Origin of the sequence: Vibrio sp. 10N.247.311.47, assembly GCF_041467535.1 — a bacterium.
GTDB lineage: Bacteria > Pseudomonadota > Gammaproteobacteria > Enterobacterales > Vibrionaceae > Vibrio > Vibrio crassostreae_C.
Map to the genome: position 1 here is coordinate 57,394 of NZ_JBFSUR010000028.1, position 19,085 is coordinate 76,478.

Below are 19,085 nucleotides of genomic sequence, written 5' to 3' on the forward strand. Positions count from 1 at the left end.
AAAATTATGAGCACCCTAACAACTCAAGCTACGAATACCAATAGTAGTTCTAATAACAAAAACAGTAGTAGCGACTTTAAAAAAATCCTTAGTACCATGAAAGGCCACCTGCTTTTCGGAACCTCACACATGCTACCTTTCATCGTAGCCGGTGGTGTTCTGTTGGCGTTAGCGGTAATGGCATCAGGCAAAGGTGCTGTACCAGCAGACGGCTTGCTGGCAGACATCTCTAATATCGGTATCAAAGGCCTTGTTCTTTTCCCAATCATTCTTGGCGGCTTTATTGGTTACTCAATTGCAGACAAACCAGCACTTGCACCTGCGATGATCTCTTCTGGCATCATGGCCGACATGGGCGGCGGCTTCCTTGGCTGTATCGTGGCAGGCTTTATCGCCGGTGGCGTGGTGTTCCAACTTAAGAAGATCCCACTTTCTGCGAACATGACGGCGCTAGGTGCGTACTTCATCTACCCGCTTCTAGGCACGTTAATCTCTGCAGGTATCGTCTTGTGGGGTATCGGTGAGCCAATCAAACTGTTCATGTCTTCAATGAACGAGTTCCTAGCTTCAATGGCTGGCGCGTCTAAGATGGTTCTAGGCACAATCCTTGGCGGTATGACGGCGTTTGATATGGGCGGCCCTATCAACAAAGTAGCGACCCTATTTGCTCAAACTCAAGTAGACACACAACCTTGGCTAATGGGCGGCGTAGGCATCGCGATTTGTACCCCACCTCTAGGTATGGCTCTGGCGACTTTCCTATTCAAAAACAAGTTCTCTAAACAAGAGCAAGAAGCAGGTAAAGCAGCAGCAATCATGGGCTCTATCGGCATCTCTGAGGGTGCTATCCCATTCGCAGCGAACGACCCAATGCGCGTACTTCCTTCAATCGTAGCCGGTGGTATCGTTGGTTGTGTATTCGGCTTCATGACAGACGTTCTACTGCACGCACCGTGGGGCGGCCTAATCACTGCGCCAGTATCAAGCAACATTCCAATGTACGTCGTCGGTATTGCGCTTGGCTCACTAACCACAGCCGTTATCGTAGGCTTCTGGAAACCTGTCGCGGTAGAAACAGAAGAAGACATGGTTGAAGCACCAGTACAAGCTCAAGCAGCGCCTGTAGCAGGCGAAGGCGAGTACGACATCGTAGCAGTTACATGTTGCCCTTCTGGTGTTGCACACACCTTCATGGCAGCGAAAGCACTAGAGAAAGCAGGCTTAGCAGCAGGCCTTAAGATTAAGGTAGAAACACAAGGTCAAAACGGCATTCAGAACCGCATCAGCGACCTAGATGTAGCGAACGCAAGACTGGTTATCTTGGCACACGATATTCAAGTGAAAGACGCTCACCGCTTTGCTAACGCGAACGTGATTGAGTGTTCAACCAAGGAAGCAATGAAGAAAGCCGCGACTATGGTGGCTATCTAAAACCTAAGATTATTTAAAACCAAAGGTTATCTAAATAATCAATAAATTAGTGAATGTTCACTATTGATAAAGTAACTACCCCTAGTAACTAAAATCCCCATTCGTCTAGTCAACGAATGGGGATTTCTTTTTACAAAACAACTCGTAGGATCAACAGAATCAGCTCTTAGGATCGAGCGTCTCTTCGGTTTCTAAATCGAACAGGTGACATTGGCTGGTGTTGAAATACAGCACCGTTTCTTCACCACTGTTTGCCGTGCGATCCGCATCAAAAGGCACGCGAGCCACCAGCTTATCTGCACCGAGTTTAAAATAGAGATACAGCTCATTACCCATCGACTCAACCACATCAAGCCTGTGCGTTTGAGTATTCACTTCCGCCAGCGGCGCATCGTGATTAGCCAGTTGAATGTGCTCTGGACGAACACCAAACCATACCCACTCACCCATCTTTTCACGAGCGATAATCTGCTTGTCTTGTGGCAGCGTCCAACGAGTCCCACTTTCAGAGACCACGTTCATCACGCCATCAATCTCATCCAATCTCACCTTGAGAAGATTCATCGCTGGCGAACCAATAAAGCCTGCGACAAACTTGTTTGCTGGGTACTGATAAAGGTTCATTGGCGTATCGACTTGCATAATCTCACCTTGATTCAACACACAAATACGGTCACCAAGAGTCATGGCTTCCACCTGATCGTGTGTCACGTAGATCATGGTGGCGTTCTGCCCTTCTTGCTTAAGGTTATTGTGCAGCTGTGCAATGCTGACACGAGTCGAAACACGCAACTTTGCATCCAAGTTAGACAAGGGCTCGTCAAACAAAAACACATCTGGCTTACGCACCATCGCACGGCCAAGCGCCACACGCTGCCTTTGACCACCCGACATTTCACCCGGCTTATTATTTAGCAGATGTTCAATATCCAGAGTCTTGGCTGCATCTTCAATTCGCTCATTGATTTCATGCTTTGGCAGCTTCTGTTGCTTCAGGCCAAAAGCCATGTTGTCGTACACCGACATGTGCGGATAAAGCGCGTAGTTCTGAAACACCATAGAGATGCCGCGATCTTTAGGTGGCAATTCGTTTACACGCTTATCGCCAATGTAGACATCGCCTTCTGAGATATCTTCAAGGCCTGCGATCATACGAAGTGTGGTGGATTTTGCGCAGCCAGACGGCCCAACAAACACCATAAACTCACCTTCGCGAATATTCAGATCGACACCGTGCACGGCCTTAAAACCATTTGGGTAGGTTTTCTCTACCCCTCTCAGTGTGACTTCAGCCATAACCTGTCCTTAAATCAATTCGTTAAATACTATCTTTGCAATCTGTCGTGGACGTTTTAGCCACGTTCTTGCAGTTGGTTGAGCTCAAAATGGGCGACTGATGCGATAACCAGATCCGCCACTGGCTCTAACTCGCTGTGTTGTGCTGTACCAGTTAGCACGCCGACATTGCTTGCGCCTGCATTGCGGCCAAATTCCATATCCGAAACCGTGTCACCAAACATGATCACTTCATGTGGCTCAATGCCACATTGCTCACAGAAGGCATTGAGCAGTGCTGGCGCTGGTTTAGGTTCGATATCACCATCTGAGTAACCGACATAATCAAACATCTCGCTCAAACCCGATTGCTCTAGTGTATAGATGGTTGAGTCTTTGGTGTCTGCGGTCGCGATGCCTAAAATCATGCCTTGCTGCTTAAACAGGCCAAGCTTTTCAGCCACACCTGGTAGTGCTTCAATCCAGCTTGGGTTCTCTTCCACTTCGTCATTGAAAGCGGCCTTGGTCACCTTAGTGAACTCAGCGAGCGAGACATTAGGTTGCAGCATGTTGAACCACGCTGTTGCGGTATCTTCCACTGGGTTTGAGGCTAATAGTCCATAGTTATCAACCACATCACCTTCCACTCCGATGGCCAAGAGTAACTCAGCAGGTGTGACAGTTTGATTACCCTGATGCTGGTCACTGTAAGATTTCACACGCTCACAAGCACCACGAGAAACGTTAAGCCACATCTTGTGGAACTCTAACAATGTGCCGTCTTTATCAAATAACATCGCCTTAAACTTCATCACGGCTCATTCGCTCCATTAGTTCTCCCCAAGTACGCACTAGGGGTTGATTAAATTCTGGTTGTTTGCCGTCGAATACGGCATTGATACAGCCTTCAAACTCACGTTCGTCACATGCAGATTGAGTGCTGTTCATTAATATCGAAGAGAGTTCTCCACGACGAATATCGACTCGGCACCAACGGTAGCCTTCATCAATATGAATACTTTGCAGCTCATCACTCAAAGCGATTCGTTCAACAACCTCACCATCCACCACACTTTCAGCGTAGTAAGGGTTTTCTGCGTCAGAGACGGCAATTCGGTATGTAAGCGCTTGTCCTTGAGAGTCATTACCCGGTAGCAAATCACCTAAGTTGATATCAAACTTCAAGCCACAGCGGCGCTCTAGGTAAACTTGCCCATTACGCAGTCCAGACAAGATGCCTTCACCACTCAAGCCATGGCTGTAAACGAATGTTGATGGGTCGCCATAGATAGAAGGCTCATCCGATTTTGGATTGCGTTCATGGGGCTCAAGGTGTGAATCGCTGCCGCCAATCGCCGTAATGCGCTGACCACAATTCCACATTTCATTGAGAACCAATAACGCCTCTTCGGTCGCTTTTGGCGAGGTTGACCAAGTAGGGTCACAACACACTTCAAACGTAGACACTTGGCTGAGATCCACCTGATCATAATGCCAATGCCACGGCTTCATCATCGGATGATTAATGCCAAGGGAGCTGTGTCCACTTTTCGCTAAACCCAATCCCGCTTCCATGGTCGCTTGGCTGCTGTGTTCAACCTCTCTAAGGTCCAAAGACTTAACCGGACCATGCACATTAAAATGCCCGAGATCGGTCGTGACTTCTAACGCGGGCAAGAACAAACACTGATTGGATACCGGAAGCTTAGGTTGGCAGATATTGTGCTCAGTGAAGAAAAAGAAATTGAGCCCTTGTGATTCCACAATCCCTTTAGCCGCTGCCAAAGTATTGTGACCATCAGAAAGCTGAGTATGAGCGTGTAAGTCACCGCGATACCAACGAGAATCAGAACTCAGCATATGGCTGTAATCAAACTCGATATCGTGATCACTTGTCACCGTTGGGGTCAGTTCTAACTCAGCATAGCTATTAACTAACTCTTCAGAGCAAAGTACATCGACTTGATACTGCATCGCACGCTCGGTACGAAACTCACCCTCAAGGTTATAAAGTTCTAAGAACCACTGGCCCGATGGAATCGCGCCATCAATCGCGCCTAGGCCTGAGTTTTCCGGTTGGATAGAGAGTGACTTGTGCGCCTTTTCAAATAGCACTTTGCCACGAAATGCTTGGTTGGCATCATACGCCGCTGCGTACAAGAATCCTTTTTTCACCGTTGTGCCGGTAATCGTTACGCTGTGAGAACCTGCTGGCACATCAAAGGGGATACGTACTCTGCCAAACGGCAGCTCACCTTGAAATTGGGTCATTGTCTTCACCAAGTTCGTCCTAATTGAAGGACTGGGTCAAAAAGAGGCCCACCCGAATAGATGGGCCTTTATGCATGCAAAGATAGTTCTAACCACTTTACCGATTAAGAACGATTCGCTCGGTCTAGTGCACGTTGCGCTTTCTTAGCCGCTTGTTTTAGCGCTTTATCAGCAGGCACGTTTTGGATTTGAATCTGATCCGCTGCCACCTTCAGCGCATCCATGATCTTACCGTTGGTAGGGTCGAGGAAATCTTTGGTCGCCGTGTTTGCTTGCTTCAGCGGGATCAGAGCTTGTGGGTTATCTTTAGTGAACGCTTGGTACTCTGGTACTTCAGAAACGCTGTTACGCACTGGGATATAGCCTGTAAACATCGACCATGCCGCCGTGTTCTTGGCGTTGGTATAGAACTCAACAAACTCAAATGCACCTTTCGCTGCTGCTTCGTCTGTACCTTTTGGCATTACGTAAACCAGCGCACCCGCTTGTGGTGCAGAAGGGTTTGAGCCCCAACCTGGTTGCGTGGTTGCTGAAAGCTTAGTGAAGTCCAAATCACCTTGGTCACCCGATGAGCCGGTGTAGCCTAGTGCGTTGTCTTTCATCACGTCATCAATGGTTTTGTACCAGTATTCCCAGCCTTGACCACCGTAGTGAATACGCATGATTTGATCATCGTGGATCCATTTACGGAAGCTGTCCCATACCTCAACCCACTCTGGAGAGTCAATCAGCACTTTCTTACCGTCATCACTGATGATCTGCGCGCCATTAGAGAACGCCGCATCGATCATATTGTCTTGACCCCACATCGGCTCCCAGCCGTAGAAAGTCACGTTACCTTTCTCGTCACGCTGTGTGACTTTCTCAGCGACCTTAGCCACGCCTTGCCATGTGTTTAGGTCTTGCTCGGTAAAGCCGTTATCTGCCAATACCTGCTTGTTGTAGTAGAACACTTGAGTTGTGCCGTAAGCAGGTAGGCCGATGATGGTGCCATCGTCTGCTGTCACTTGGTCTTTAAACGCGCCAATGAAATCAGAGAAGTTGAACTCTTCATCCATGAACGGCGTTAGGTCACGACTCAGACCACGCCCGTGCATCGCTTCCGCACGACCTGAATCTAACAGCACAAGTTCAGGTGCCGTTTTCGACGCTAAACCGGCTTGCAGCTTCTGGTAGGTTTCCGTGTAGTTACCTTGCAATGCAGGCTTCACCACATACTCATCTTGGCTCGCGTTGAACTCTTCGATGAGCTTAGTCATCATTTGCTGTGGCTTAGTACCACCGGAATACCAAAAGTTAACTTCGGTTGCCGCAAGAACACTGCTAGAGAACATAGACGCGCTTGCTGCGCCAGCACACACTAGTGCGAGAGTTTTTAGTTTCATTTCCGTTTACTCTTTTACGCCGTTATCGGCGATACCTGAAAGAATCGTCTTTTGACAAATGACGAATAGAATTAACAAAGGCAATACTGCAATGGTGCTCGCCGCCATGATTTGCGACCAGTTCAACCCATAGTTACCTTCGGCAATAAAGTAGTGACGAATACCAGTAGCGATCAGATTTAAATCCTGAGTCGTAATCACCAGACTTGGCCACATGTAGCTGTTGTAATTGGTAATAAAAGTGATGAGGAACAGTGTTGCGACTGCTGCTCGGCATTGCGGTAAGATGATTGCCCATAAGATTTTGAGCTCACCTGCACCATCAATTCGTGCCGCTTCAATCAGCGACGGATGCACCTTGATAAATACTTGGCGCAGATAGAACACACCGAACACCGACGCCGCGTTTGACGCCACTAAGCCCATGTGTGAATCCAACAAACCCAGTTTTGCCAAGGTGATGTAAGACGGAATGTAAGTCACCGCACCTGGCAGCATGTAACAACCCATCACGATGAAATAGAGCACTGTCTTTGAACGAAACTTCAGCTGCGTTAATGCGTACGCAAACATCGCTGAATTCACAATCACCAACAAGGTGGTGAACAAAGCCACGCTAAAGCTGTTGAAGATATATAAGCCAAACGGCGCGCTGTGAAAGGTTTCAACAAAGGTTTCCCAGCGAAACTGCTCTGGAATCAAGTCCAGCGGGTTAGCAAAGATCTCATCGTTACTTTTCAGCGAACCAGACAGCATCCATAAGAACGGAAACACCATAATGGTTCCGCAGGTTGCCAAGAAAAGGTGCTTCGCCAGTGTGAGGAACGAACGGTGATCCGCTGAGACTTTCTTTGACGCAACTTCTGACTTCGTCGCTTTGACTTGAGCTCTAACTTTGGCTTTCGCTGCGCTCTGATTTAATACTTGATTGGCATCCAATACTTGCGTGGTCATAATTCTGTCCTTTCAAAAATCGACTAGTAGTACACCCAGCGCTTGCCGATGTAGGTATTAATAAGTGCCAATAATCCAGTAATCAGGAATATCACTAACGATGTCGCAGCTGCGGGCCCCATTTCGTAACGTTCAAATGCTTGTTGGTAGAACAAGTACAGCAAGGTACGAGTTTCACCACCCGGTCCGCCCTGCGTTAAGATCTGGAACTGATCGAACGCTTGCATTGCCGTGATAATGTTGACCACTACCAAGAAGAATGTGGTTGGTGAAATCAGTGGCAGCGTTATCTTCAAAAAGCGCGTTAAGCTGCTGCAACCATCAATCAAAGAGGCTTCATACAGCGACTCTGGAATCTTGTTGAGTGCACTGATGTAAAACAGCATCGTCCAACCAATCGCCTGCCAAACTGTCACGATAATCACCGCAATCAAGGCTGTGTTTCCATTCTCTAACCATGGAATCGCGCTAAACCCTGCCGACTCCAATAAGTGGTTTGCCAAGCCCGACTTGGTCTCAAATACCCAAGACCACACAATCGACACCGCGACCGTTGGTGTAATCCAAGGCGAGAAGATCACCGCACGATAAAACTGGCTACCCTTAAAGTTTTTATGCAGCAGCATGGCAAACACAAGGCCAAGAATAATGGTGGGAATCACCACACCAACTGAGAACCAAAACGTATTGAGCATCGCTTGGATGAACTCGTAATCCTCAACCATGTACTCGTAATTTTCTAAGCCGATGAACGAATAATCTGGCGAGATGTAATCCCAATCGGTGAAGCTGATGTAAATCGAATAACCAAATGGTACGAGCCAAAAAGTAAACAGTGGCACCAACAACGGTGCAGTAAATAGCAGTACCTTTAAGCGGTTTTTCATTGGTTCTGAGAAAGCACTCATGGTGACCTCGTCCTTATTTGTATGCGGTTAAATTAAGGGGTTTGTGTGACAGGTTAGTAAGAGCGCCCTTCATTTTTTTTATGGCTACTCATTAGAAAACCTTTCTTCCAGTTCACCGTCTTCCATCTGGTGATAAAGCCAATCACAAAAGAAATTCACCTTGGCACTGCGTCTGTGTTTGCTAATCAAATAGTGGGCAGATTCGGCAGGCATTGAGGATTCAGTCGCCAGAACCAGATCGTTTTTCTCTAACAGCTCAGACACCGCTAGCGAACGCACCAACAACACGCCAATGCCATGTTTGACCGCCTCTAATGCATGCAGAGAGTTACTCACTTCAAGTAGCACCTTCGGTAAGGTCATCTCGAATTGGTTGTGACTCAACCATTGCAGCCAGTTCTCTCGGTAGCCTTTTACTTGCACTGTCGGCAGAGCAGAAAAATCATGCTTAGCCAAGGCATCTTGATATTGGTTTTTAAAGTCTGGGCTACACACCAACTGCCAATGTTCTTGAAACAGTCGCTCACTATGAGTGTCTTCGCTTTCTACCTTGCCGTTGGTCAGCTCGATATCGACATTCTGACAAGGATTGGTTGATGGCCAGTCCACCAGCTGAATATCGAGCCTGATAAAAGGGTATTTTTGATAAAAAGATGGCAGGCGAGGTAACAGCCAGTTATGGCAAAAAGTGTGATTAACGCGCAGGCTCAACACGTCGGTTTCTTTTTCCCCGAAGAGGATTTGAGTCTGTAATTTCAGGTGTGCTAATGAACCCGCAACAATCGGTTGATAATGCTGAGCAGCTGACGTTAGCTTTACGCCTTTAGAGCTGCGTTCAAACAAGGTGGTATCGAGGAAGGTTTCTAAACTTTTGAGCTGTTGGCTAACCGCCGCTTGCGTGACACAAAGCTCTCGGGCAGCTGCACCAATGGAACCAAGACGAGCAACAGCTTCGAACGCAACAAGAGCGCGTAGAGGGGGTAACATGGCTTCACCTGATTGAAATAAAAGTGAAAAATACTTCAGTCAGGTTTCAGTTTTTTGCGCTTACCGTTACAGATTAATGACGAAGGGACGTTGATCAGATATTTATGATCAACGTCCCTTTTCTCTATTTCATGTTTTAGCGGTATATCGCCGTGTGAATCAAACGCAATTACTCTTTGATGTAGAGATCCTTAGAGTAGATACGCCCTTCCACATTGTTTTTCGCAAAACCACCGACACTTGGTCGCACTAGGCGAGCCTGCATGTAGTAGTAAATTGGTGCGATCGGCATATCTTCTGCCAACAACTGTTCTGCTTGATCATAGAAACCTTGGCGATCTTGTTCACTGGTTGCAGCTAAGGCGCTGTCCATTGCTGCGTCGTACTTGTCGTTATTGTAACGAGCAAAGTTACCCGAAGAACCAGAGCGCAATAGGCTCAAGAAGGTTGATGCTTCGTTATAGTCACCACACCAAGAGGCGCGCATTACATCGAAATCACCTTGGCGACGTGACACCAAGTAAGACTTCCACTCTTGGTTTTCAAGCTCAACTTGTGCACCTAAGTTGCCTTTCAGCATTGATGCAATCGCCACTGCTATGGACTTGTTCGATTCACTGGTGTTGTAAAGCAGTTTGAAGTCCAACGGATTAGACGCATCGTAGCCCGCTTCTTTCAGTAGCTCTTTTGCTTTTTGATCACGCTCCTTCTGAGTCCAAGTACTGTATTCAGGTTGTGTCGCATCAAAACCAGCCGTGTACTCATGAGCAAAGGTATAAGCCGGTAAGTTGCCGACCTGAGTAACACCATTGGTGATAACGTCACGCATCATGGAATAAGAGACGGCTTTACGTACCCGCGCATCATCAAAAGGTGGTCTCGTAGTATTGAATGCGTAGTAATAAGTACACAGCAGAGGCACTGTGGTAAACGCATCTTGGTATTTGGTTTTAAGCTGCTGCGCCATGTGTGTCGGCACGTCCGAAGTAATATCGACCTCGCCCACCGCATAACGGTTAATCGAGGCATTCTGGTTCTCAAACGGAATGTAAGTCACTTCGGTTAAATGCGTATCTGAACTGTCCCAATATTTCGGGTTCTTCTTCAGCTCAATGCGCTCGTTCACCACCCACTCGTCTAGCACAAATGCTCCATTACCAACAAATTGCTTAGGATCGCTCCACGGCTTGTCGCTACTCTCTAGGGCTGCTTTGTGCACTGGCATCATGGATGTGTGGCCCGTCATCGCCACAAAGTAAGGCACTTTACTATCGAGTTCGAACTTCACCGTGTGTTTATCGACTGCAGAGATACCTAACTCTTCAACTGGCTTTTTGCCTTCGGCTACGTCAGCGATATTGTTGATTTGAGTAAGCTTTAGGTACCACACATTTGGCGATGCCGTTTTAGGGTCTACCGCGCGTCTTATCGCATACACCAAATCATCGGCCGTCACCGGATCGCCATTCGACCACTGCGCGTCTTTACGTAGGTGGAATACAAACGTCTGGTTGTCTTCGGTTTCCCAAGACTGTGCAACACCTGGGGTGATATTGCCATCGCGATCTTGAATCACTAAACCTTCAAATAGGTCACGTAGAATGTGCATTTCTGGCAGGCCTTCTGCTTTCGCAGGGTCAAGCGTCGCCGCTTCTGCATCGTTAGCACGAACTAAATGTTGTTCTTTCGCCAGAGAAGTTCCCGCAGGCAATGTGTCAGCAACGGCAGTTACTGAGATAAAAGGGGTCAATAGAGATGAAATGAGTAAAGCCGTTGAATGTTTCTTAAAATCCATATGTTTTTGCTCTCCTAGCCTATCTTTGAAGCAAGTAATAAAATTAACAATGCGACGGTTGACGAGTTTTAACGCTTTAGTTTATTTAAGTAAGTTTGTGTAATCGTTAATACTTGATAGTACTTGATCAATCAGGAGATAAAGGTGAGTTTAATTCCAAGAACAGAAAGAGCTGCATTTTCAATAAAGCCGCTAACATATGGAAAGTCAGTATTGGGCGCACCCTTGCTCTATTTCCCCGCGCAAATAGAAAGCGAGTCTCGCGGGCTGATCTTAGCAGGCACACACGGTGATGAAACCGCTTCTATTGCAGGATTATCTTGTGCGCTGAGAAGCTTGCCAGCCGCCAACTTGAGACACGATGTGATCCTGTCGATGAACCCAGATGGCAATCAATTAGGCACTCGCGCCAACGCCAACCAAGTCGATCTGAACCGCGCCTTCCCAACTCAAAACTGGACAGAAAACGGCACAGTGTATCGCTGGAGCTCCCACACACCAGTCAGAGATGTAAAAGTGAAAACCGGGCAAGCCGAACAACTTGAACCTGAAGTGCAATCGCTCATAAACCTCATCGAACAGCGCCAACCTAAATTCGTCCTCTCTTTTCACGAACCACTCGCCATGGTCGATGACCCCGATCGATCAGAACTCACCACTTGGCTAGGTAAGCAATTCAACCTGCCGCTCGTTGAAGACGTCGATTACGAAACCCCAGGCTCATTCGGCACATGGTGTCAGGAAAGAAACCTACCGTGCATTACTGTAGAACTACCGCCCGTTTCTGCGGATTTAACTATAGAAAAGTATTTGGATGCGTTTGTCGCAGTGTTGGGGTGTGAGGGAAATTAGCGCAACTCATTTTTGGACAATACTTTGTTAGATTAATTGCTTTAACAAGAGTGCAATATATAAGAATAAGTAACTTGAAATCTGATTTGTGCAGACTACCCCAAGATTCTAATACTCACTATTTTTCATTTATTTTTTGACTACTGTAGACTTTCTTCAAACCACCTACTTCCTATACTCACAGATATTGTGGGACATTAAAGGATCAATATATGAACCGAGTTTACTCACTTGCATTAATAGCGAGCTTAACCATGAGTCCAATTTCTCTTGCTGCTGAACAAGCGGATGTGATTATCACTAACGCCAAGATTTACGGTTACGACGATGCAGATGCTATCGCGATTTACGATGGTAATATTGTGTATGTTGGTAATACACCCGAAGTCAATGCCTATCGGACCTCGACAACTAACATTATCAATGTTGAACAAGCTTTTGTGATGCCGGGTTTTATCGATAACCACAACCATGTGTTTGAAGCGGCTTCGGAGGCAGGGGGCAATTGTGAGCTGAATATGGATGCTTCACTGGAAGAGCAGATCCCCTATCTAAAAGCGTGTCGTAAGCAAGCTAAGTCGAACGAATGGCTAATGGGTTATGGCTTTTCTCTTGATGCAATCCTAAGTGAAGACAACCGTTATACACCTTTAGAAGTGATTGACCGTATTTTCCCGGATCAACCAGTGGTGATTATGGAGCAGACTTCCCACTCCATGTGGGTGAATTCAGCAGCCCTTAAGCAAGCAGGCATCTCCAAACACTCCCAAGAACCGCAAGGCGGCAAGATTCTTAAAGACGATGAAACTGGAGAACTCAATGGCATTTTGCTTGATAATGCGGGCGATATTGTTATGGAGATGGCATGGAACAGCTTAGAGAGCCAATTTGATCAAAGTTACGAAGGCTTAATGGCAGGCCTTGAAGAAGCGGCCGCTCATGGTATAACCACAATTGGTGACGGTCGATTATATTGGAAACGTGGCTGGTATGAAGTGTGGAAACAAGCTGAAGAAAAAGGAAACTTAACGGCTCGTGTATCGCTTCGCCCGTGGATTTACCCGGCCGACTCCATGGAACCCCAGCTTACATTTTTAAAGAAAATTCAATCCAGCGACAAATCTCGTTTGCTACTGGTGGATCAGGTGAAAATGTATAGCGATGGTATTTTCATTAACGGAACTGCAAAAACACTGGCTCCGTATCTAGACACCTATATTCCTGACGAGCCATACGGCATCAACTATATTCCACCGCAGCAAATGAAAATCTGGCTTGATGAGTTAAATCAAATTGGTTATAGCGCTCATATTCATGCTATAGGTGATGGAGGTATTCGTGAGTCACTGAATGCTATCGAATATGTTCGCAGTCAAGGCGCAGATAAACCTTATACACTAACTCATGTGGAGCTGGTGAACTCAAAAGATGTCCCGCGTTTTGCCAAGCTGAATGTAACGGCAGATTTTCAGGTTGGCTCTGATTATGTGGCTTACCATGATCACAAATGGGCAGAAGTTTTTCTTGGTGCTAAACGCACCAGAGCCATGATGAACCTGAAAGCCATCTTTGATACAGGGGCTAACGTCTCTTTGAGTAGTGACTGGAATGTGCATGATATCAATCCGTTAGTTGGTATCGCCAATAGCCTTAAAATGGGTAAAACGGGATTGCCGGATATTCATTCAGCGATTGATGCTTACACAACCAACGCCGCAGAAAGTTTGGGAATCAGTGATATTACAGGTTCGATAGAAGTCGGAAAATCAGCAGACTTTGCCATTTTGGAACATGATATTACCCGCTTGCGGGTAGGTGAGATTGCCGACACTAAGATCTTAATGACAATGTTACAGGGTGATATAGTTTTCGACTCAGAAGAGTAACTAAAAAGGTGCAGGATGTTTCCGGCACCTTATTTTTTCCACGGAGGTAAGAGTGCTACGTAAACGTTTCTATATTGAAGTGAGCCTGAAACAACTAATACTGCTGGTGATCCTTGTCCCGGTACTGTTTAGCTGCACCTTCGATAGCATGCGCGATATGGAACATGGTAATCAGTCGGCGATTTTAGCCGTTATTGGGCTCATGATGGCTGCTGGTATTATTGGCGTGTTTGAAGCGACATACCAGAAAACTCAGCTTGCTAATCAGATTCAGCGAATTCTGGTTCACTTCACTAAGCTACTTCTCTTTACTGGTATTTCTGAGCTTATGATCTTGGCGATAGCGGCTATTGGCACCACATCAACGGTATGGGACGATCCATTGCTATGGGCGCTATTACCTATTTACGCCTCCCTGTATATCTATGATTGGTGGGATGCGCTTATCGCAGCGTCTGACTAATTCGCTACTTGTATTGGTGTTTCTGGGGCAGAAGATGGTAGTGTTTAAAGGCTTTAATTACCATACTCCCACTTTCAGAAAGGGTTAGTCCGTTGCGCCAACACAGCTCAACTTTTCGGTCAATGCCAGAGAGTTCGAAGTCGCATTTGAGAGCAACCAGTAGGCCGTTTTCGATTTGCGTGCTAACACACTCCTCTGGTAAAAACGCAAATCCCTTATTGTGTTTGAGCATAGCTATGAGGGGATCGATATCTGAGAACACACAGTAACACGGGCTAAAACCATCGTTGTCTTCGCTACTTACTTCACCCCATACTAACTCGCGGTATTCACTCAAGTCCTTACTGGTAACGTGAGATAACTGAGCCAGTGGATGGTCAGGACTACAGACTAGAATTTCTCTATAGTACCCTAGACGGCAATAATCGAAATGTTTGTGATGAATAGTTTCCGACTCATGGGTAATTATGACATCTACATGACCATCGCCTAAGTCTTGCTCCAGTTGGGTTCTTTCATCGCGATAGACCTCAACACTCAAATGGGGTAAATCTAAAACAGAGGCTAGAGGTTGCGTAAACACAATGTCAGGGATGTAGTTTTCAATCCCTATGGTCAGTACAGTCGGCTCATTTTGCATAAGCATTTCAGCACCTTGGACAAACTTATCAAGGTGGCTCAGTGTATGAGTAAGATGGGGAAGTAAACGTTCCCCGTCTTTACTCAAAGTGGTTTTATTTCCTGTTCGGTCAAAGAAGTTAACCCCCAGATCGATTTCCAGATCAGAAATCCATTGACTAACCTGAGATTGCTTTTTACCCAGCTTACGTGCCGCGGCAGAAATCGATCCAGTTTCTACGGCTAATAACAGTGCTTTTAGATGAAGTGTGTTCATAGACCAATACTTAGAGTTGATGGTGCTTTGATTAATTCCAGTATGTATTAAATGCGTGACTCATTTCTTGAGATCTCAGCTCAGCCAAATTACACAATAAGTCCTTGTTCTTTATCAATTAAGACATATGTAGAATTAATAATTCTACTCGAAGATAAAAAAATATTAATAGAAAATTCTCCGCGCCCACCTATCTTGAATTACTATGCTCAGCGCGTAGCACCCGAAAAACAAGCCCTATTCGAAGAAAGCATACCGTTCTAACCCAAAAAAGAATGTATTAAAGACATATATGAAAAAAGATAAAGTAAATCACCAATAACATTTTTAAACTAAGCAAACACTCTAAATTGTTTTGGGGCAGAAGTGCTTCATAGTGAATTTTGCAACAGGCTGTTGCAAAATTGGGGTTGGAGTTTGTCCAGCAGCCTGTTGGACATTCGATGAAGCAGGCAATTTACTAATTGTGCAGCAGCTTGTTGCACAAATAAATCTCATGTTGGTTTCATGCGCACTAAACACGTCTTGGGGCAAAGGTGTGTTTGCCATGATCGGCGCTAGCACACCTCTGATAACAACATACTATCAACTTAACCACGGCGCTTTTTGGCATTGATCTTTTAATAGAGATAAAAAGCCAGTGACTCGCGCTGACCTCTCATGCGCAGCAGAACTCACGAGGGCAACAATATCGGCATTTGGAAGCTCATAATTTGGCAATAATCGCACTAATTTACCACTATCAATCTGTGATTGAATATCCCATTCAGATCGCATGATAATCCCTAAGTCTCTTAAGGCCCAGTCTTTAATCACTCTGCCCTCATTACTTGCAAGTGAAGGACGAATTCGAACATTTTCTATGGATCCTGAGACTGTATGAGTAAAGCTCCACAACGTGACATCTTCATTATTTTCTCTCAACGCAATACATTGATGCTTCTTAAGATCTTGCGGAGTTTCAGGCTGTCCATAACGTGATAAATACTCGGGCGAAGCGCAAACAAAGCGCTTGTTTGGGGCTAAACTCACCATCTTAAGGCTGGAATCCGTCAGGTGACCAATGTAGATGATAATGTCCCATTTATGATGGTTGGCCCAGTTTGGCTTATCTGATAACTCTAGCTCCACCTCTAGGCGAGGATGAGCTTTTTTATACTCACCTAATAAAGGGGCTATCACATCGTTGCCAAAGCCAAGGGGCGCCAATACTCTTAGACAACCACTGACATCCCCTCTGCTTTCATTGAGTTTATCGGTGAGCTCGTCCAAATCTTCAAGGATCGAAATACCAGTATCAACTAAAACGCGCCCTTCTTCTGTTAAGCTAACCACGCGCGAAGGCCGTTGAAGTAACTTAAGCGATAGCTTCTTTTCGATATGTTGAATACGCTGAGTGACTGATGGTGGCGTTATATTGAGCGTACGAGCCGCATCTGCCAATGTTCTATGGTTAGAAACTACCACAAGAAATCGAATATCTTCTGTCGTCAACATTAACTTCCAACCTAATGTATAAGTAGATTTTTGTTAATATAATTCAACTTCTTCCTACTTCATAATCATTTCATCAATAGTTAACTTCACTTTGCAAGTTTAGGTAAATGAAATGATTAAGCATACGGAACACCCTGATTTAGAAAAAAAATACAATGCCATCGGCACACCATTTCTCTATTTGGATAAACAAAAATTTTTGAGCAACCTTGCTCAAATGCGCAGCCATATGTCGAAACTAGGCACACCACTAAGGCCCCACTTTAAGACCGTAAAATCGTTAGATGCGCTTCCGTACTTAATTGACTCTATAGAGGATCCAATCACTGTATCCACCCTTGAAGAAGCAGAACAGCTTGCCAGTTATGGTTGTAAAGACATTCTCTATGCTGTTGGCATATCAAAAGAAAAGCTATTGCGAGTCGAACTGCTACTGAAACGTGGTATGAGTATTGTGGTTTTACTTGATAGCATGGAACAAGTCGATTTCGTTAACGCCTACTGTCAAGAACGTGGGTGTGTTATTAGCTGCCTGATAGAGATTGATTGCGACGGACACCGAGGTGGAGTAAGTGCAGATTCCGAAGCCCTGATTGCAATGGCTAAGAGCTTAGGTAAGGGTTTGGGCAATTTTAAAGGGGTGATGCTCCACGCAGGTGAGTCTTACCACTGTAAGTCTCGAGAAGCGTTAAACCAATCCGCCAGTAATGAAGTAGCGACTGCACAACTTGCGGCGAAACGCCTCGAGTCGGTTGGGATTTACTGCGAAATAGTCAGCGTGGGTTCTACCCCGACGGCATGCTCATACACAAACACAAGTGGAATCACAGAAGTCAGAGCTGGCGTCTATTCATTGTTTGACTTAGTGATGCATCGGCTTGGAGTATGTACTTTAAACGATATCGCAATCTCAGTAGTAAGTAGTGTTATTGGACACAACAAATCGAGGGGGCAAATATTTGTTGATGCTGGATGGATGGCTCTTTCTTTAGATAAAGGTCATGACGAACAATGTTATGGCGTGGTTCTCCAACCGAATGGCCAAGAGAGTCAAATACTGAAAGTAGTGCAGGTAAATCAAGAACACGGCATACTCGAAGCGGCTTCTGGAAGCGAGATCGACTTCGAATGTTTTCCCATTGGTTCTAGAGTACACATCGTCCCAAATCATGCATGCTCTACAAGCGCGATGCACAGTAAATACTATGTCTTTGACTTGGTCGAGGGTCAAATTGAGCAATGGCAACGTGTTTCAGGGTGGTAAACATGATTTATCTAGATGAAAAAACGACAGCAGCGTTAATTTCTCACGAGCTGGCATACAAAGCGGTCAAAGCGGCATTTTCTTCAGTACAAGATCAGCACTCATCAATATTTCCGGTCGTTAACGCATCAGGCCCGATCGAAGGCTCAATGTTTTCACTCAAATCAGCATGCACAAATCAATTACTTGGTTGGAAAATGGGAAGCTATTGGCCTTGCAATAATCAGTTTGGGCGACCGAACCATGGTACTCATATCTTTCTTCTTTCACCGGATGCGGGGGAAATGAAAGCCATTTTGTCAGCAAGTTTGGTCAATGCCTACCGAACTGCAGCAGCTGATGCCATCGCTGTTGATCTACTGGCGAGACAAGATTCATCTGTACTCGCGTTATTTGGCACAGGTCATCAAGCTAAATACGAAGCGCTTGCCATTTCAAAAGTTAGGAATCTATCTAAAGTCCTGATTGTTGGTAGAAATCAGACTAACGCCAACCAACTAGCGAAAGAGCTAAGCAAAGAAGGGTTAACAACAGACATCAAATCCGCTCAAGAAGCCTGTGAAAGCGCAGATATTATTGTTACCGTTACAGCGTCCACCGCTCCTTTGTTTGAATCTTCATGGGTAAAACCTGGAACTCATATTTCTGCAATGGGAGCAGATAAAATAGGAAAACAGGAACTTCCACCATCGCTATTTGAGAACGCCACCCTCTATTGTGATTATTTATCTCAGTCCAAAACGATTGGTGAGTTCCAGCATGCGCCAGATAAAGAGATCTATCAGATCGGTGACAAGCTTCAATTAAAAGAAAGGAACAAAAACGACATTACTATTTTTGATAGCTCAGGAATTGCCTATCAAGATCTTTATATTGCGCAAATAGTTTTAGATAAATACCTATCCAAGGGAGATGACCATGAATAACGTTAGCTTTTTAAAAATAAACGGTAACACCATCGATGACATTATCGACCTCTCTGTGGAAGAGTCCCAAAAACATCTCATTGCTAATAACGCAGAATGGCTTGCAGAGGCGAGTTTCAACGACGATAGCGTCAGTTACGGCATTTATTTAGACGACAAGCCAGCAGGGCTCATCTCTCTTATCGATCCAAGACTACTCGACAAGTTCGATGATCACTTTCAAAAGGATCATTTGTACGTGTGGCGCGTCATGATTGACCATCGTTTCCAAGGAAAAGGATTGGGGAGTCAAGCGA

At 45.6% G+C, this 19,085-nt stretch carries 17 protein-coding genes; 7 read left to right on the forward strand and 10 right to left on the reverse strand.

The features are described 5' to 3' along the window. The first annotated feature begins 6 nt into the window (after positions 1–6). Positions 7–1,431, forward strand: coding sequence for a fructose-specific PTS transporter subunit EIIC (locus AB6E51_RS17780; protein ID WP_372059071.1), 1,425 nt, complete (start codon positions 7–9; stop codon positions 1,429–1,431). Positions 1,432–1,590: 159 nt separating this feature from the next. On the opposite strand, the gene AB6E51_RS17785 is transcribed toward AB6E51_RS17780, so the two are convergent. The 8 genes from AB6E51_RS17785 to AB6E51_RS17820 all read right to left on the reverse strand — a co-directional run bounded on the left by AB6E51_RS17785 (position 1,591) and on the right by AB6E51_RS17820 (position 11,006). Next, positions 1,591–2,727 carry an ABC transporter ATP-binding protein gene (locus AB6E51_RS17785; RefSeq protein ID WP_372059069.1) on the reverse strand — a complete coding sequence of 379 codons (1,137 nt, stop codon included), beginning with the start codon at positions 2,725–2,727 and terminating at the stop codon, positions 1,591–1,593. A 56-nt stretch (positions 2,728–2,783) separates the two neighbouring features. Then, complete coding sequence (locus AB6E51_RS17790) at positions 2,784–3,518, reverse strand: HAD family hydrolase (protein ID WP_065605892.1); 735 nt, start codon at positions 3,516–3,518, stop codon at positions 2,784–2,786. Beyond that, positions 3,508–4,977, reverse strand: a complete 1,470-nt coding sequence (locus AB6E51_RS17795; RefSeq protein WP_372059067.1) for a CehA/McbA family metallohydrolase — start codon at positions 4,975–4,977, stop codon at positions 3,508–3,510. Before AB6E51_RS17795 ends, AB6E51_RS17790 begins: the two co-directional genes overlap by 11 nt. 104 nt (positions 4,978–5,081) lie before the next feature. Beyond that, positions 5,082–6,362, reverse strand: coding sequence for an extracellular solute-binding protein (locus tag AB6E51_RS17800; RefSeq protein WP_372059065.1), 1,281 nt, complete (start codon positions 6,360–6,362; stop codon positions 5,082–5,084). 6 nt (positions 6,363–6,368) lie between these two features. Further along, on the reverse strand, positions 6,369–7,316 hold the full coding sequence (locus AB6E51_RS17805) for a carbohydrate ABC transporter permease (protein ID WP_372059064.1): 948 nt from the start codon (positions 7,314–7,316) through the stop codon (positions 6,369–6,371). Positions 7,317–7,339: 23 nt separating this feature from the next. Next, positions 7,340–8,224 carry a carbohydrate ABC transporter permease gene (locus tag AB6E51_RS17810; RefSeq protein ID WP_017064953.1) on the reverse strand — a complete coding sequence of 295 codons (885 nt, stop codon included), beginning with the start codon at positions 8,222–8,224 and terminating at the stop codon, positions 7,340–7,342. A gap of 84 nt (positions 8,225–8,308) precedes the next feature. Then, on the reverse strand, positions 8,309–9,211 hold the full coding sequence (locus tag AB6E51_RS17815; RefSeq protein WP_372059063.1) for a LysR substrate-binding domain-containing protein: 903 nt from the start codon (positions 9,209–9,211) through the stop codon (positions 8,309–8,311). A 169-nt stretch (positions 9,212–9,380) separates the two neighbouring features. Next, positions 9,381–11,006, reverse strand: coding sequence for an ABC transporter substrate-binding protein (locus AB6E51_RS17820; protein WP_372059061.1), 1,626 nt, complete (start codon positions 11,004–11,006; stop codon positions 9,381–9,383). A gap of 144 nt (positions 11,007–11,150) precedes the next feature. Here AB6E51_RS17820 and mpaA point away from each other — a divergent pair, with 144 nt between their 5' ends. From mpaA to AB6E51_RS17835, 3 genes are all read left to right on the forward strand, one after another. Continuing rightward, on the forward strand, positions 11,151–11,858 hold the full coding sequence (mpaA, locus tag AB6E51_RS17825; RefSeq protein WP_372059059.1) for a murein tripeptide amidase MpaA: 708 nt from the start codon (positions 11,151–11,153) through the stop codon (positions 11,856–11,858). 212 nt (positions 11,859–12,070) lie between these two features. After that, positions 12,071–13,744, forward strand: coding sequence for an amidohydrolase (locus AB6E51_RS17830; RefSeq protein WP_017099396.1), 1,674 nt, complete (start codon positions 12,071–12,073; stop codon positions 13,742–13,744). 52 nt (positions 13,745–13,796) lie between these two features. Further along, entirely contained in the window at positions 13,797–14,207 is a 411-nt protein-coding gene (locus AB6E51_RS17835) for a hypothetical protein (protein ID WP_017065034.1), read from the forward strand. Positions 14,208–14,211: 4 nt separating this feature from the next. Here the strand turns inward: AB6E51_RS17835 and AB6E51_RS17840 are convergent, their stop codons facing one another. Together AB6E51_RS17840 and AB6E51_RS17845 are read right to left on the reverse strand one after the other, a co-directional pair. After that, positions 14,212–15,102 carry a LysR family transcriptional regulator gene (locus tag AB6E51_RS17840; protein ID WP_017065035.1) on the reverse strand — a complete coding sequence of 297 codons (891 nt, stop codon included), beginning with the start codon at positions 15,100–15,102 and terminating at the stop codon, positions 14,212–14,214. A gap of 585 nt (positions 15,103–15,687) precedes the next feature. Further along, the gene (locus tag AB6E51_RS17845) at positions 15,688–16,599 is read right to left on the reverse strand and encodes a LysR family transcriptional regulator (RefSeq protein ID WP_017066873.1); all 912 of its coding nucleotides are present in this window, start codon (positions 16,597–16,599) and stop codon (positions 15,688–15,690) included. A gap of 112 nt (positions 16,600–16,711) precedes the next feature. On the opposite strand from AB6E51_RS17845, the gene AB6E51_RS17850 reads away from it, so the two are divergent. The 3 genes from AB6E51_RS17850 to AB6E51_RS17860 all read left to right on the forward strand — a co-directional run. Continuing rightward, entirely contained in the window at positions 16,712–17,863 is a 1,152-nt protein-coding gene (locus AB6E51_RS17850) for an alanine racemase (RefSeq protein ID WP_017066872.1), read from the forward strand. A 2-nt stretch (positions 17,864–17,865) separates the two neighbouring features. Further along, positions 17,866–18,789 carry an ornithine cyclodeaminase family protein gene (locus AB6E51_RS17855; RefSeq protein ID WP_372059057.1) on the forward strand — a complete coding sequence of 308 codons (924 nt, stop codon included), beginning with the start codon at positions 17,866–17,868 and terminating at the stop codon, positions 18,787–18,789. After that, positions 18,782–19,085: GNAT family N-acetyltransferase (locus tag AB6E51_RS17860; protein ID WP_139074303.1), on the forward strand; the 304-nt coding region annotated here is incomplete at its 3' end. The genes AB6E51_RS17855 and AB6E51_RS17860, both read left to right, overlap by 8 nt.

Coding starts and splice junctions, on each gene's coding strand:
- AB6E51_RS17780 (WP_372059071.1), top strand. CDS start 7: ATGAGCACCCTAACAACTCAAGCTACGAATACCAATAGTAGTTCTAAT.
- AB6E51_RS17785 (WP_372059069.1), bottom strand. CDS start 2,727: ATGGCTGAAGTCACACTGAGAGGGGTAGAGAAAACCTACCCAAATGGT.
- AB6E51_RS17790 (WP_065605892.1), bottom strand. CDS start 3,518: ATGAAGTTTAAGGCGATGTTATTTGATAAAGACGGCACATTGTTAGAG.
- AB6E51_RS17795 (WP_372059067.1), bottom strand. CDS start 4,977: ATGACCCAATTTCAAGGTGAGCTGCCGTTTGGCAGAGTACGTATCCCC.
- AB6E51_RS17800 (WP_372059065.1), bottom strand. CDS start 6,362: ATGAAACTAAAAACTCTCGCACTAGTGTGTGCTGGCGCAGCAAGCGCG.
- AB6E51_RS17805 (WP_372059064.1), bottom strand. CDS start 7,316: ATGACCACGCAAGTATTGGATGCCAATCAAGTATTAAATCAGAGCGCA.
- AB6E51_RS17810 (WP_017064953.1), bottom strand. CDS start 8,224: ATGAGTGCTTTCTCAGAACCAATGAAAAACCGCTTAAAGGTACTGCTA.
- AB6E51_RS17815 (WP_372059063.1), bottom strand. CDS start 9,211: ATGTTACCCCCTCTACGCGCTCTTGTTGCGTTCGAAGCTGTTGCTCGT.
- AB6E51_RS17820 (WP_372059061.1), bottom strand. CDS start 11,006: ATGGATTTTAAGAAACATTCAACGGCTTTACTCATTTCATCTCTATTG.
- AB6E51_RS17830 (WP_017099396.1), top strand. CDS start 12,071: ATGAACCGAGTTTACTCACTTGCATTAATAGCGAGCTTAACCATGAGT.
- AB6E51_RS17840 (WP_017065035.1), bottom strand. CDS start 15,102: ATGAACACACTTCATCTAAAAGCACTGTTATTAGCCGTAGAAACTGGA.
- AB6E51_RS17845 (WP_017066873.1), bottom strand. CDS start 16,599: ATGTTGACGACAGAAGATATTCGATTTCTTGTGGTAGTTTCTAACCAT.
- AB6E51_RS17850 (WP_017066872.1), top strand. CDS start 16,712: ATGATTAAGCATACGGAACACCCTGATTTAGAAAAAAAATACAATGCC.
- AB6E51_RS17855 (WP_372059057.1), top strand. CDS start 17,866: ATGATTTATCTAGATGAAAAAACGACAGCAGCGTTAATTTCTCACGAG.